This window comes from Moritella sp. Urea-trap-13, from assembly GCF_002836355.1.
In the GTDB taxonomy this organism is placed as follows: Bacteria; Pseudomonadota; Gammaproteobacteria; order Enterobacterales; family Moritellaceae; genus Moritella.
In genome coordinates, this window is the sequence record NZ_PJCA01000038.1 from 194,124 (window position 1) to 208,819 (window position 14,696).

10 protein-coding genes and 2 tRNA genes are annotated in these 14,696 nt (G+C 40.9%); 2 read left to right on the forward strand and 10 right to left on the reverse strand.

Annotation, left to right across the window (positions count from 1 at the left end; translation table 11 throughout):
• Positions 1 to 178: 178 nt before the first annotated feature.
• Positions 179 to 946, reverse strand: a complete 768-nt coding sequence (locus CXF93_RS18855; RefSeq protein ID WP_101064054.1) for a TatD family hydrolase — start codon at positions 944 to 946, stop codon at positions 179 to 181.
• A gap of 157 nt (positions 947 to 1,103) precedes the next feature.
• Here CXF93_RS18855 and CXF93_RS18860 point away from each other — a divergent pair, with 157 nt between their 5' ends.
• The gene (locus CXF93_RS18860) at positions 1,104 to 2,135 is read left to right on the forward strand and encodes a GGDEF domain-containing protein (RefSeq protein ID WP_101064055.1); all 1,032 of its coding nucleotides are present in this window, start codon (positions 1,104 to 1,106) and stop codon (positions 2,133 to 2,135) included.
• A gap of 63 nt (positions 2,136 to 2,198) precedes the next feature.
• On the opposite strand, the gene CXF93_RS18865 is transcribed toward CXF93_RS18860, so the two are convergent.
• The 4 genes from CXF93_RS18865 to dauA form a co-directional block, all read right to left on the reverse strand.
• Positions 2,199 to 4,265 (reverse strand): S9 family peptidase, encoded by a 2,067-nt coding sequence (locus CXF93_RS18865; RefSeq protein WP_101064056.1) that lies wholly within the window; start codon positions 4,263 to 4,265, stop codon positions 2,199 to 2,201.
• A 216-nt stretch (positions 4,266 to 4,481) separates the two neighbouring features.
• Entirely contained in the window at positions 4,482 to 6,356 is a 1,875-nt protein-coding gene (locus CXF93_RS18870) for a DEAD/DEAH box helicase (protein WP_101064057.1), read from the reverse strand.
• A gap of 344 nt (positions 6,357 to 6,700) precedes the next feature.
• On the reverse strand, positions 6,701 to 8,287 hold the full coding sequence (gene prfC / locus CXF93_RS18875; RefSeq protein WP_101064058.1) for a peptide chain release factor 3: 1,587 nt from the start codon (positions 8,285 to 8,287) through the stop codon (positions 6,701 to 6,703).
• Between the two features lie 80 nt (positions 8,288 to 8,367).
• Entirely contained in the window at positions 8,368 to 10,092 is a 1,725-nt protein-coding gene (gene dauA, locus CXF93_RS18880) for a C4-dicarboxylic acid transporter DauA (RefSeq protein WP_101064059.1), read from the reverse strand.
• 317 nt (positions 10,093 to 10,409) lie between these two features.
• Here dauA and CXF93_RS18885 point away from each other — a divergent pair, with 317 nt between their 5' ends.
• The gene (locus CXF93_RS18885) at positions 10,410 to 11,327 is read left to right on the forward strand and encodes a manganese-dependent inorganic pyrophosphatase (protein WP_101064060.1); all 918 of its coding nucleotides are present in this window, start codon (positions 10,410 to 10,412) and stop codon (positions 11,325 to 11,327) included.
• A gap of 172 nt (positions 11,328 to 11,499) precedes the next feature.
• On the opposite strand, the gene CXF93_RS18895 is transcribed toward CXF93_RS18885, so the two are convergent.
• From CXF93_RS18895 to CXF93_RS18915, 5 genes are all read right to left on the reverse strand, one after another.
• Positions 11,500 to 13,287: a long-chain fatty acid--CoA ligase gene (locus CXF93_RS18895; RefSeq protein WP_101064061.1), complete on the reverse strand. Its 1,788-nt coding sequence runs from the start codon at positions 13,285 to 13,287 to the stop codon at positions 11,500 to 11,502.
• Positions 13,288 to 13,452: 165 nt separating this feature from the next.
• A complete protein-coding gene (gene rimI / locus CXF93_RS18900) occupies positions 13,453 to 13,893 on the reverse strand; it encodes a ribosomal protein S18-alanine N-acetyltransferase (RefSeq protein WP_101064062.1) in 441 nt (146 codons plus the stop codon).
• Between the two features lie 24 nt (positions 13,894 to 13,917).
• Positions 13,918 to 14,316 carry a DNA polymerase III subunit psi gene (locus CXF93_RS18905; protein ID WP_101064063.1) on the reverse strand — a complete coding sequence of 133 codons (399 nt, stop codon included), beginning with the start codon at positions 14,314 to 14,316 and terminating at the stop codon, positions 13,918 to 13,920.
• Between the two features lie 35 nt (positions 14,317 to 14,351).
• Positions 14,352 to 14,427: transfer RNA gene (locus CXF93_RS18910), tRNA-Trp, on the reverse strand.
• A gap of 76 nt (positions 14,428 to 14,503) precedes the next feature.
• Positions 14,504 to 14,579 (reverse strand) — tRNA-Trp (locus CXF93_RS18915).
• Positions 14,580 to 14,696: the final 117 nt, after the last annotated feature.

The following is a 14,696-nucleotide window of genomic DNA, read 5'->3' on the forward strand; positions in this document are numbered from 1 at the left end:
TATGTGCGCCATAACCAAAATAATCGATTAAAGTGTAATTAATAGTAAAGTTACGCTGTAGTCATTGATTATAACAATTGGCGCGATTATAACTGTTATTAGCAACTTGTTAAGTGCTTGAGATCAGACCTCTCAAAAAAGTTTCAAAAAAGTTCATTTATTAAAAAAAATAGTCAACTTACGACAGAAATAGTTCAAAAAATGAACTAACACTGGTTTTTGCAATTAATTCTTCTGGCTCTTGACGTAATTTTGTCAAGGTCTGTAACACTTCTGTAATGTTAGCCGGTTCATTTCGCCCCCCTTGATAACCCGAAATAGGCATATCTGGCGAATCTGTTTCTAACAATAATGACGTTAAAGGTAATTCACTTACTGCTTGCCGAGTTTTTGCCGCTCGTGGATAAGTGATCACCCCACCAATGCCTAACTTAAACCCCAGCTTGATATATTGCATACCCAATTCACGACTACCACTAAAACCATGCAACACCCCACCACGGGGTAGTTTGGCCTGCTGCAATAATTGGATTAGTTCATTGTGGGCTTTACGACAATGGAGAATAACCGGTAAGTGATGTTGCTTAGCCAGTAACAGTTGTTGCTGACAAATCTGTAATTGTTGCTCGAACGGAAAGTCGGCCATTTTGTCGAGTCCGAACTCACCAACCGCAACCACATTCTTTGCTGTCGCTAAATAGTCATCAAGTAACTGCAAATGACTGTCATCGAAATCCGCGAGAAAATAAGGATGGATACCTAATGCCGCATAAACCCCTTGGTGCTGACTGGCTAACGTTAATACCGCTTGCCAATTATGTACACCAATACCGGGTACTAAAAAATGCGTGACCCCCTTGGCTTTGGCTCTGGCTAATACCTTAAGTCGGTCAGGATTAAAATCAGCAAAGTCTAAATGACAATGGCTGTCGATGAGTTCTAGCATGAAATAAGCCGCCTTTTAATCGGTCATGAACAACAATGAGATACAGAGTTAGATAAAGAGTTAGATAAAGAGATAAATAAACAGATAGTGTAACTTGGGGCATAATTTGATTTAATAGCAGCGTTAATCATAATTAAGAACCTCTATGGAACGGTGCATGTCTAAAAAACTCTTTGCTTTATCGGCTCAATATTTTAAAAAAGCCATGCCGTTGATGATCCAGTATCAAATTCCGACAACGCCAACCAACTATGCGCTGTGGTATCACTATGTTTCTGATAATAATAGTGCATTACAAAAACAGTTAGATGAAAAAATTGCCCTGCACGGGACTTGTACACCAGCGGCAAGTGAAGAGCTTTACCAACGTTTTATCGTTGATAAGCGCGAGCAAGAGATCACCCAATTACGCAGTGAACTTGACTCGATGACCAATGAATTAAGCAGTTCGTTACACGATACCCTTAATGATACCAATGAATTTGATCGGATGTTGAATAAATGTCTGAACGAATTATCCGGTGTTGAAGAAGATGGTTTCTCGATTGAAAAAACCCTTTCGGCTGTACGAGAGTTGGTGAAAGAGTCTCATGATGTACGTTCATCAACCCGGCATTTCAAAAGTCAGTTACACGAAGCGCAGGCTGAAATTGCGCAATTACGTGAAACCTTAGTCGAAACTCAGCATGATGCCATGCATGACAGCTTAACTGGACTACTCAATCGCCGGGTATTTGCTAAAGAGATCGAGACCTTCTGTAGTAACCCGAGTTTGAATCGTAATTTTTCTATTTTAATGATCGACATAGATAACTTTAAAGCATTCAACGATGACTTTGGCCACCAACTCGGTGATCAAGTATTAAAAGTCATAGCCAAGCGTATCTCAGATAGCTGTCAGGAGGGTGAACAAGTATTCCGTTACGGTGGCGAAGAATTTGTGCTTATTCTGCCGAATAAAACCTTTACCGTTGCTCGTCAAAATGCAGAATCGATTCGTCGTGCCATTGAGCGACTCAGCATTCGCGACAAACGCTCAGGTAAAGTAATTGATAACATCACAGTATCGATTGGTGTCAGTGAGAATAAACCCCGTGATAGCAGTCATGAAATTTTAACCCGTGCTGATCTGCAATTATATGAAGCAAAGCGTCTTGGTCGAAATCGGGTAATGCCATTACCCCGTTAAATCATTAAGCGTGCTTAATATGCAATGCCTCATATCACTTAGAGGCATTGCATATTGGTTATTTTACAGCGTCGAACTCTCTGCTAGATCAAGCATGAACGCATATTCTTGCGCTGTATCATGATAATGTTGGAAGCGTCCTGATTTACCACCATGACCCGTTTCCATATCGGTATGCAGTAACAATACATTGGCATCGATTTTCAATGCACGCAGTTTAGCAACCCACTTGGCAGGTTCCCAATATTGCACTTGTGAATCATGTAACCCAGTTGTCACCAACAGATGTGGATAAGCTTGTGCAGTGACTTGATCGTAAGGGCTGTAAGACAACATATAATGATAATATTCCGCCTCATTAGGATTGCCCCACTCGTCATATTCACCCGTGGTCAGTGGTATCGATTCATCGAGCATGGTACTGACTACGTCAACAAAAGGCACTGCCGCAACGACACCATGATATAGCTCAGGCGCGATGTTTATCACAGTGCCCATCAATAGACCGCCAGCAGAACCACCCATGGCATAAACACGCTTAGGATCAGCATAACCTTGAGCCAAAAGACCTTTGGTTACTGCGATGAAATCGGTGAAGGTATTCATTTTTTTCAGTAGTTTACCGTCTTCATACCAATCACGCCCTAGCTCTTCACCACCGCGAATATGGGCAATGGCATAGACAAAACCACGGTCGAGTAAGCTCAATAGCGAGGCACTAAAATACGGATCAATACTCGAGCCATAAGAACCATAAGCGTATTGCAGTATTGGGTTGGCGTTAGTTTTAGAGAATAGAGCAGTTTTATAGACTAACGATACCGGTACTTTGACGCCATCTTCAGCGGCAATCCACACTCGTTCACTCTGATAATCTTGCGCGCAGAAATCACCAACAACGGTTTGCTGTTTTAATACTTCACGCTCACCACTATCAAGGTTTAACTGATAAGTTGTCGTCGGTGTTGTTAAGCTGGAATAACCGTAACGCAGTTTATCAGTATCTGGATCCGGGTTTGTCCCTAGCCATGCGGTATAGGTTGGATCATCAAATTTAATGATTTTCTCGGCATTGCTCTGCCAATTAATTTGGCGTAAAAACGTCAAACCTTGCGAACGTTCTTCAACAACTAACCAATCTCTTAACAGTTCATAACTTTCTAGCAGTACATCGTCTCGTGCTGGGATGATGGTTTGCCATTGTTGGGTATCTGCTATCGTTGTTAATGTTGCAGACATCAAGGCAAAGTTTTTACCTGTTTTATTACTGCGAATATAAAACTGCTGACGATAATGATCGACGCTATATTCATGACCGCGTTCACGACCACGTAATAACGTCAATGCAGCAGTCGGTTTGTCTGCAGATAACGCATGTACCTCAGTGGTAATGGTGCTACAGAGCGACAGCATGATGTAATCGTCAGAGGTCGATTTATAGATGTCAGTGTAGAAGGTATCGTCGAGTTCTTCATATATCAATACGTCGGTACTGATATCAGTTCCCAGTTGATGACGATAAACCTGATAAGGTAATAACGTGGTCGGGTGTTTTTTGACATAGAAAAAAGTCTTGCTGTCATTCGCCCAAACCACAGATTCGGTATCTTCGATTTCTTCTGGGTAAGCTTCGCCCGTTTCCAGATTAAGGAAACGTAAACGATATTGACGGCGGCTAACGGTATCCTCAGAAAAAGCTAATACCTGATGATCCGGACTTATTGCTAATTCACCTAACTGATAGTATTGATGGCCTTTGGCACGCTCATTGGCATCGAGCAATACTAACCATGGTGCATCTTCATCATTCTTGCGCCAGCGATATACCGGGTACTCTTTGCCTTCAGAGAAGCTGGTTTGATACCAATAACCTTTTTCCAAGTAAGGCACCGAAGCATCGTCTTGCTTAACCCGTGCCACCATTTCATCATACAATTGGGTTTGCAGGGACTCTAATGGCGATAACACCGATTGAGTATAATTGTTCTCCTGCTCTAAATAGTTTAAAACTTGTTTATTTTTACGTTCATCATCACGTAACCAAAAGTAATCATCCTGGCGTGTATGCTGATGAATGGTCATTGAATGCGCTTGCTTCATCGCAACTGGCGCTGTGGTAGAGAGTTCCATTTTCACAACAAGAAATCCTATAAATTAACTGAAGAGGTATGACTTAAGTATCTATAACTAAGTATTTATAACTAAGCATTGATGACTCTGTACTCATTACATTAAATAAACGCATTTACCTAAGGTGATAAGTATTAATATCCCAGATGCAAAAAAGGAGCGCAAGCGCTCCTTTTCATATATTTAACTATTAACGATTAATTGTTAACGAGTTAATTAGTCACGACGTGGACGACGTGGACGACGTTCTTCGCCACCAGTAGATTCACGACGTTCGCCACCAGTAGTATCACGGCGTTGACCACGATGACCTTGTGCAGGACGATCGTTATCACGTGGAGCACTGCTACGTTCTTGACGACCTTCAGCTGCAACACCTTCAAGTTTGCTCATGCGTAATGCTTTGTTACAAACATAAACTTGTTGTAGTTGTTGTAACTGCTCGCTTGGCATACCTTTTGGTAATTCAATTGTTGAGTAGTCATCATGTAGACGGATACCACCGATGTTACGGCTGTTGATATTCGCTTCATTAGCAATAGCGCCAACGATATTCTTAACTTGAACACCATCAGTACGGCCAACTTCGATACGGAAAACTTCCATTTCAGCAGCTGGACGACGTTCGCCACGCTCACCACGTTCAGGACGCTCACCACGTTCTGGACGGTCGCTACGCTCACGGCGTTCGCCACGGTCGTTACGGTCACGGCGTTGTTCACCACGATCATCTTCACGGAAACTACGTTCACGACGTGGAGCTTCAGGAGGTAATACTAATGGTTTTTCTTTCTGAGCCATAAATAATAACGCAGAAGCAAGGTCTAGTTCGCTAACTTCTAACTCTTCAGACAATTGCGCTGTTAAGTTTTTGTAGAAGTCTAGTTTTTCGTCACCAGAAAGCATTTTAACAATGTCATCACGGAAAGATGCGATACGTTTTTTCGTAACATCATCACGTGAAGGTAATTCCATCATAGTTAATGGCTGACGTGTAGCACGTTCGATCGCTTTTAATAAACGACGTTCGCGTGGTGCTGCGAATAAAATTGCAGTACCTTTACGTCCAGCACGGCCTGTACGACCAATACGGTGAACGTATGATTCTGTATCAGTTGGGATATCGTAGTTGATTACTAGATCAATACGAGGAACATCAAGACCACGTGCCGCAACGTCAGTTGCGATAACGATATCTAACTGGCCACTTTTCAAACGGCTTACAGTGCGTTCACGCATTGCTTGGTTTAAATCGCCGTTTAGTGCTGCAGCAGAGTAACCGCGAGCTTCTAATTTCTCAGCAAGTTCAACAGTCATAGTCTTAGTACGAGCAAAAATGATCACACCATCGTAGTCTTCAGTTTCAAGAATACGTGTTAGGCCATCAAGTTTTGCTTGTAAACCACCAATGATTAGACATTTTTGTTCAATGTTTTCAACAGTTGATGTTTTAGTTGCAATTTTAACTGCAGTTGGATCAGTCATGAAACGTTTAGTAATACGACGGATTTCATCTGGCATAGTTGCAGAGAATAACGCCATTTGACGTTTTTCAGGTGTTTTAGACAGAATTGATTCAACATCATCAATAAAGCCCATGCGTAGCATTTCATCAGCTTCATCAAGTACTAATGCTTTAATACCAGAAAGATCAAGCGTACCACGGTTGATGTGATCGATCACACGACCAGGTGTACCAACAATTACTTGTGGGTTACGTTTCAGTGCTTTTAACTGAATCGGGTAGCTTTGACCGCCGTAGATAGGTAGTACATGGAATCCACGCATATGACGTGAGTATGCTTGGAATGCTTCAGCAACTTGAATAGCTAACTCACGAGTTGGTGCTAGCACCAATATCTGTGGTTTAGTCAATGCAGTATCAATGTTACTCAATAATGGTAATGCAAACGCAGCTGTTTTACCCGTACCAGTCTGTGCCATACCTAGCACATCACCACCATTCTGTAGTAATGGAATACATTCAGCTTGAATCGGTGAAGGTGTTTCATAACCTAGATCATTCAACGCTTTTAAGATTGGTTCAGGTAAATTTAAATCAGTAAATTGTACGGGTGATGTATCAGACATTCACGGGCCTCAGGTAGACGGGTCTTTGAATAAAGCTATATCAATTATAGCTCCACATATAGTATTTCGTGCGCAAAATTAGTGGTCTTTTGCTCAAAGTCTCTTGATGAGCGAAGCCACATAAAAAGGCTGACGTAGTGTACATCATTTAAAAATAAAAATCCCAACATATGAGACCTAAATCACAAAAAATCACGAAAAAGTTAAAAACTAAAAAAGTATTACTATAAATCAATAGCTTAAATTTAACAAAAAAAAGCAGTTCACAAGTAGAAATAACGTTCCCAAAAAACCTCACCTCTTAAGAGGTAAAGTTTTCAGCTTGTTTCACTGCCCAATATTAATTAATGCTCACGCGTTTCGCGGAAAGTAACATCAGGGTAGCGCTCTTGTGCTAAACGTAAATTCACCATAGTCGGCGCGATATACGTCAAGTTATTACCGCCATCTAAGGCAATATTGTCCCATGCTTTCTTTTTGAATTCTTCTAGCTTACGTGAGTCAGCGCAATCAACCCAACGTGCTGTCGCAACGCTGATGCCTTCATAAATCGCATCCACTTTATACTCACTACGTAAACGATGTACAACTACATCAAACTGTAGCACACCAACCGCACCAACGATTAAATCATTTGAGCGTTGCGGACGGAACACCTGCACAGCACCTTCTTCAGATAATTGAATCAAGCCTTTTTGCAATTGCTTTTGTTTAAGTGGATCTTTCAAACGAATACGACGGAACATTTCTGGCGCGAAGTTAGGAATACCAGAGAATTTAAGTGACTCACCTTGGGTAAATGTATCACCAATTTGGATCGTACCATGGTTATGTAAACCAATAATATCACCTGGGTAGGCTTCTTCCGTTTGAGTTCGGTCACCAGCCATAAAGGTCACTGCATCAGAAATACTCACGTCTTTATTTAGACGCACGTGTTTCATTTTCATGCCTTTACTGTATTTGCCAGAGCAAACACGCATAAAAGCAATACGGTCACGATGCTTTGGATCCATATTAGCTTGGATCTTAAATACGAAACCAGAGAAGTTTTCATCATTTGGTTCAACAGTACGTACATCAGATTCACGAGACTGTGGCGTTGGTGCCCACTCAGCTAAACCATCAAGAACATGATCAACACCGAAGTTACCTAAGGCGGTACCAAAGAATACCGGTGTTAACTCGCCCGCCATGAATAGATCATAATCGAATTTATTCGCAGCCCCCTCAACAAGCTCCATCTCGTCACGTAACTGCGCGGCGTAATCACCAAGCGCTTCGTCAAGTTCAGGGTTGTTAATACCTTTAATCACACGGCTATCTTGGATCATATGACCCTGACCGCTGTTATACATGACCACTTCGTCACGTAAAATATGGTAAATACCTTTTAGTTCTTTACCCATGCCGATCGGCCAAGTAATGGGTGCACATGCAATTTTTAATACTTCTTCAACTTCATCCATCAAATCAATTGGATCGCGAATATCACGGTCAATTTTATTCATGAAGGTAATAATTGGCGTATCACGTAGACGTGTAACTTCCATTAACTTAACAGTACGTGCTTCTACACCTTTTGCACAGTCAATGACCATTAGGCATGAATCTACCGCCGTTAAGGTACGGTAGGTATCTTCCGAGAAGTCTTCATGTCCTGGTGTATCCAGTAAGTTAACCAGACAGTCGCGGTACGGGAACTGCATTACCGATGTCGTCACCGAAATACCACGTTCTTTTTCCATTTCCATCCAGTCAGATTTAGCATGCTGACCCGATTTTTTACCTTTTACAGTACCGGCTTTTTGTAATGCGTTCCCGAATAACAGTACTTTTTCGGTAATGGTTGTTTTACCAGCATCGGGATGCGAGATAATCGCAAAAGTACGTCTTTTCGACACCTCTTGCTCAAGAATGCTATTTGACATGAATGAGTCTTCTCATTGGGTTAAATCTAATGGGCGCTATTTTCGCTGAAATAACGATAAGACACAAGGTCGGCTTGCAATTAATAGTTGCCAATTTCAGTTAATGCTTCATGCAATGTCGGACTAAAAGAAGTCACACCACCAATCGGTTGCACACCCGCTCTTGCTAAGGTTTTTAATGGTTGAAATTGCAGGTCACAGAATATAACTTGGGTATTATAAATTTGGCATTCTTTAATAAACTGCTCCATAGCCGCTAAACCACCGGCATCAAGTAAAGGCACTGCATCTAAATACAGGACAAAACCATCAACTTCACTGGTTTTGTCTGCTAACTCCGAAAATACTCGGTCTGCAGCAGCAAAGAATAACGGTCCATTAATTTTAAATACTCGCCAGCCAGGCTGAATATTAACGGTGACAATACGTTTATTATCGGTAATGTCGGTCACTTTAACCATTTCCGCAATTTCTTTCATAAACAACACTGCAGCTAATAAAATACCCGCCGTAATAGCGAGTACCATATCGAACAAGATAGTAAACGAAAAACAAATAGCAAAAACCCAAAGGTCACTTTTTGGCGCCGTTTTTAATAAATGTAACGCTTTACCTGCTTCACTCATATTCCAAGCAACAACGAGTAATAGCGCCGCCATCGTCGGCATAGGTAAATAAGCTAATAATGGTGCCAGTAACACTAGACTCGCCAGCACCACTAAACCATGGATCACGGCTGATATCGGTGTTTGCGCTCCGGCTTTAACATTCGCAGCAGAACGTGCGATAGCCGCTGTAGCTGTAATGCCGCCAAAGAACGGCACCACGATATTACCAATACCTTGACCCAACAATTCACTATTGGCACTATGGCGCTTACCTGTCATACCATCAAGCACCACGGCACACAGCAAGGATTCAATCGCCCCTAACATGGCAATCGCAAATGCAGCAGGTAATAGGTCCGACAGTAATTTCCAGCTTAACACTAATGACTGCCCATTCGCGCCTGCTTGTAACCAAGGCCACTCAAAGGTAGGTAAATAGGGTGGAATGCCGGCACCTTGAGTTCCATCTGCTAATAAGTAATGGAAGCTACTACCAATCGTGGCAATATCCATCCCCCACTCATTTAATCCCAGCGCTAATAAACTGCCGAGGATAACGGCAGGTAAATGAGCTGGTACCACGGTTTTTAATTTTGGCCAAGCGAGCATGATAGCAAGCGTAAAGGCTGCGACAGCAAAGCTCGGTAAATGTAATTGTGGCAGAGTATGAGCTAAGAGCGACAATTTATCCCAGTAATGTTCCGGTAAAGACTCAATGGGCAGACCAAAAAAGTCTTTTAACTGCAATGTAGCAATCACTACCGCGATCCCCCCAGTAAAACCTAGCGTTACTGCTTCTGGGATGTACTCAATAAAACGCCCAAGGCGTAATACCGCCATGATAACTAAGATCAGTCCCGACATTATCGTTGCTAATAATAAGCCGCCAAAACCATACTGCTGAACGATGGGATAAAGAATAACAACAAAAGCGGCAGTGGGTCCGGAAATGCTGTAACGACTACCACCTGATATTGCAATCACAATACCGCCAATAATTGCCGTGTAGAGTCCATACTGAGGTGCAACACCACTGGCAATCGCAAGCGCCATGGCTAAAGGAATAGCAATGATACCAACAGTGATACCTGCTAATAAATCTTTTCCGAATTTAGCCGAGTTATAGTCAGAACGACTAAACGACTCACGTAATGCGTGTGCAATACGTAACGAAAAAAGATGAGCCCTGTGCTGCATTATACCGCCTTAAAGTGTTAATTAGATCACGCAATTATAATCGTCTTAGTAACAGATACAATCAAGGTCACGTCATTTCGCCACAAAATAGTCGTTTGCTTGATTCATATCAGAATTACCGACTAATTGTCTGAGTATGTGTTTATGATCACATTAAAAATGTGATGTTATACTTAAATAATGAATAATAGTCGATATAAAAGCGTAAATAATCCGTGGAAATAATGCGGAGATCGGACAGATAAGGTTGCACAGCTTAACCGAGATCACTATTATGTTCTTTAATCCATAAACCTATAATTAATTTGGAAGCAATGATGTTAGTACTAGGACACACAAACCCTGATTGTGACAGCTTAGCAGGCTCAATCTCTCTATCTGCATTTTTAACAAAACGCGATGGCAAAACAGTAACACCAATTATGCAAGGCGAACCGAATGCAGAAGGTCTTTTCCTGCTTGAACAAGCTGGTCTAGCGTGCCCTGAAATCCGTACATCAATTGCAGGTGAAGAAGTTTGGATCATTGATTACTCTGACTTCAACCAAGCCCCAAAAGATGCACGCCAAGCTAAAATTCGCGGTATTGTTGATCATCACAAACTCGGTGATGTAGAAACTGACGAGCAACTTGAAGCGTGGATCTGGGCTTGTGGCTGTTCAAACACGATTGTTTACAACATGTATAAGATCCACAATATCGAAATCGACCAGAAAGTTGCGGTTATGATGTTAGGTGCAATCTTAAGTGACACAGTACACTTCAACTCTCCGACATGTACACAGATCGATATTGATGCAGCACACGAAGTGGCTAAAATAGCGGGTATTGATGATATTGATGCTTTCGTTACAGCTCAATTTGCAGCTAAATCAGATATTGCAGCAGTACCGTCTGAAGAACTTATCTTACGTGACCTTAAAGTTTACACAATTGGTGAAAAAGACTTCTCAATTGCACAAGTAGAGATCACTAACATTGATTCTGCGCTAGCACGTAAAGAAGAGTTACAAGCTGAACTTGTTAAATATAAAGCTGAATTCGGTTACCACACTGCATTAGTATTATTAACTGATATTACTAACCTGAACTCTATTGCTTTAATCGAAAGTGAAGAAAGTACACTAGTAGCAGAAACACTAGGCGGTACATTCGTTGGCGAACTTATCGACTTACCAAATGTTGTAAGCCGTAAAAAACAAGTATTACCACCGCTACAAACACAATTTAAGTAAGTCGTAATAGACTGCTACTTATTGCTGCTAGTAAATACTGCTAGTAACAAATTGTAAGCGTAAATACTAAAAAGGGAGCTAATTAGCTCCCTTTTCTATTTCTTATTCTTATTCTTATTCTTATTCTTATTCTTATTCTTATTCTTATTCTTATTCTTATTCTTAACAGTAATTACTTTTTATCACTGTTATACATTTCATCAATGTCTTTTTTATATTCACTTTCAATCACTTTACGACGTAATTTCATAGTCGGCGTGATTTCACCCTTTTTCATACAAAATTCACGATTAAGTAATTTGAATTTTTTTACTTTTTCAAAATTAGCCAATTCACTTTGTAACTCTTGCAAGCGTTTCTCAAACATAGTGACAATATGGCTATGGCGTAATAGCTCAGCTTTACTTGAGAACTGCAGGTTAATCGAATTGGCGTATTCTTCTAGCGCTTCAAATGACGGCACTATTAAGGCGCTAACAAAATGACGGGAATCGGCAACAATAGCGACCTGATCGATAAAATGATCTTTGTTCAATGTGCCCTCAACCAACTGCGGAGCAATATATTTGCCATTTGAGGTTTTCATTAACTCTTTAATGCGTTCCGTCATTACCACTTCACCACTCGCTAAAATTTTACCCGCATCTCCGGTTTTCAACCAACCATCAATAAAGTTCTTTGCGGTTTCTTCAGGCATCTTGTAATAACCCTTCATTACCGTATCACTACGCACTAATATCTCGTTATCAGCACCTATTTTCACTTCCATGTCCGGTAATGGTAAACCAATGGAGCCGAAGTCATAACCAGTACCACGATGACAACAAACCGTCGCGGTTGTTTCTGTCATGCCGTAACCCGCTTGTAACTGAATACCAATAGATTGAAAGAACTTATTGATATCTGGATCAACTTTGGCTCCACCGCAAGGTAAAAATCGAGTGTTGCCACCAAGAATACCACGGAGTTTAGAAAAGATAAGCTTGTCGGCGAGCTTATGCTGACTAGCTAATAAAAATGATGGTTGTTGGTTATTATGTATTTTTGTGAAATATGCTAAACCGACTTTCGTCGCCCAGCTAAACAATGCCTTCTTAATTGTCGATGCCAATTCTAACCGGCTATGGATAGTGCTGTATATTTTTTCATATAAGCGTGGCACAGCAACAAGTAGTGTGGGTTTCACTTCGGCAATGACATCGATAATTAATTTAGGGTTCTCGAGGTGCACATTGGTCGCACCGCAATGCATCAGATAAAAAGACCAACTGCGCTCAAGCACGTGACTTAATGGCAGAAATGCAATTGAAGTATCGGCTTCCGACACCTCAATCATTTTGTCATGGCTAGTAAATGCCGCGGCAAAGTTAGTGTAATCAAGCATCACACCTTTCGGCTGACCTGTTGTACCAGATGTGTAGATAAGAGTAACCAGATCATCCATCTTGGCATCAGCAAGTCGTCGCTCAAATTCAGCATCGGACGCGTTATCACCTTGCTTGATGAAATCAGCGAAGTGCATAGCATTAACTTCACCTTTTAAATCGATGGCATCCGTCAGCGCTATGATCAACTTTAAGTCATTCTTGGCTAATAGTTCAAGGGCTTTATCAAACTGCTCTTGAGCACCGACAAATAGATAATCAATATCGGCATTATTAACAATATAGCGGGTTTGTTCAGTGGTATTGGTAGGATAAATAGGAACGGTGACACAACGGGCAGCTAAAATACCTAAATCTGCAAAGCTCCACTCAGGGCGATTGTTGGCAAAGATACCAACTTTAGCTTGCACTTCACTGCCGAGATATAACAACGCTTTGGCAACGCGATCTGAATTATCAAGTAACGCAGACCAGCTGATATCTTGCCATTCACCTTGCTCTTTAAAGCGAATCGCAGTTGTCGCTTTACGTGCTGCAAATTTAACTCTAAAACTGTTTACTAAATGTTGTGTCATTAGCTTCTCTGATTATCCATAAATAGAATTAAACGCAAATATCTCCAAACGACTTCGAAACGCTTGGGTAAATAATCACGAATAGTAATAATTAATCAGGAATAAGTATACAAATAATAAGAGTTAGCTATAGTAAAAACAACAAAGAATCACCCTGTCTTGTTTCTAAACTATGTAGCACATCATGATCGCATCCTCTCTGCCTTTGGCAGCAGGATAATAGTTAACGCGGCGATCTACCTCATTAAAACCCGTATTTAGATACAAATGATAAGCACCATGATTAGATTCACGAACCTCTAACCATAATTGAAACAATTCTTGCTGTTGGCACTGTTGAATCAGGTGGTTAATAAGCTGTTTACCGTAACCTTTACCTTGCTGCTCTGGCGCAACGGTTATATTAAGTAGACTGGCTTCCCCTGCTACCTGATTGGCAAAGTAATAACCTACGATTTGCTCATCTTTAACTAATATGAAATTAAAGTATCGAGCACCAAAATTACTGGCTAAGACTTTATCTGACCAGGGAAAGGCATGACTTGCTGTTTCTATTTTTAGGATTAAAGGTAAGTGCTCAGGTGTTAGAGGCATAATTTTTGGCATTCAAGATCCCGTTATTATAACAGATTACATATAACCGACGATTTGTTGCCAAAGCTGCTTTTTCGCTTGAGCAGAATGTAACAGTACATCTAGATGAGGTGATGAGAGTTGTTTTTTTGCTGCGAGCTCAGATTGCTTACAGCCAATCGTCCAAATCCACTCAGGTGTTTGGTAACAATACTTCAATTGTTCTTCTGTGATGATATGACTTTGATTTAATTCTAACTGCAATGTACGCAAGATCTGGTTAATAAATTGATTATGCGGAGCAAGTTTATCATTAGCGACAATTAAAATTTGGCAATGCTTAGGCAGTGCTATTTTTTCAGCTTGACTAGCGAGATGTGGGAATTGTTCAGGCTTATGACATTGCCATAATGTGATACCCATTTGCTGCAAGTAATAACGTGAAAAATTACTCATTGGATAACCATATCATGAAGATTTACAGAAGAAATTGGCAGGGGTGGAGAGATTCGAACTCCCATCACGCGGATTTGGAATCCGCTGCTCTGCCGTTGGAGCTACACCCCTACAAGATGAACAGGATTATAACTTAAATTTTAATTAAAGTTAAATCTGTTTCTTTGATTTGATATTTATTAAAAATTGGCAGGGGTGGAGAGATTCGAACTCCCATCACGCGGATTTGGAATCCGCTGCTCTGCCGTTGGAGCTACACCCCTATCATTGGCACAATAACCTGATGGTTAATGGGCCTATATGTCTAAATTATTAGGCATATTTCATATTAAGAATAATCTTAATACATTCTTTATTCAAGATTTTTTCTTGAATAAAAA

Bases quoted from the DNA above. Each gene is read 5' to 3' on its own strand.
- CXF93_RS18855 (WP_101064054.1), bottom strand. From the start codon at position 946: ATGCTAGAACTCATCGACAGCCATTGTCATTTAGACTTTGCTGATTTT.
- CXF93_RS18860 (WP_101064055.1), top strand. From the start codon at position 1,104: ATGTCTAAAAAACTCTTTGCTTTATCGGCTCAATATTTTAAAAAAGCC.
- CXF93_RS18865 (WP_101064056.1), bottom strand. From the start codon at position 4,265: ATGGAACTCTCTACCACAGCGCCAGTTGCGATGAAGCAAGCGCATTCA.
- CXF93_RS18870 (WP_101064057.1), bottom strand. From the start codon at position 6,356: ATGTCTGATACATCACCCGTACAATTTACTGATTTAAATTTACCTGAA.
- prfC (WP_101064058.1), bottom strand. From the start codon at position 8,287: ATGTCAAATAGCATTCTTGAGCAAGAGGTGTCGAAAAGACGTACTTTT.
- dauA (WP_101064059.1), bottom strand. From the start codon at position 10,092: ATGCAGCACAGGGCTCATCTTTTTTCGTTACGTATTGCACACGCATTA.
- CXF93_RS18885 (WP_101064060.1), top strand. From the start codon at position 10,410: ATGTTAGTACTAGGACACACAAACCCTGATTGTGACAGCTTAGCAGGC.
- CXF93_RS18895 (WP_101064061.1), bottom strand. From the start codon at position 13,287: ATGACACAACATTTAGTAAACAGTTTTAGAGTTAAATTTGCAGCACGT.
- rimI (WP_101064062.1), bottom strand. From the start codon at position 13,893: ATGCCAAAAATTATGCCTCTAACACCTGAGCACTTACCTTTAATCCTA.
- CXF93_RS18905 (WP_101064063.1), bottom strand. From the start codon at position 14,316: ATGAGTAATTTTTCACGTTATTACTTGCAGCAAATGGGTATCACATTA.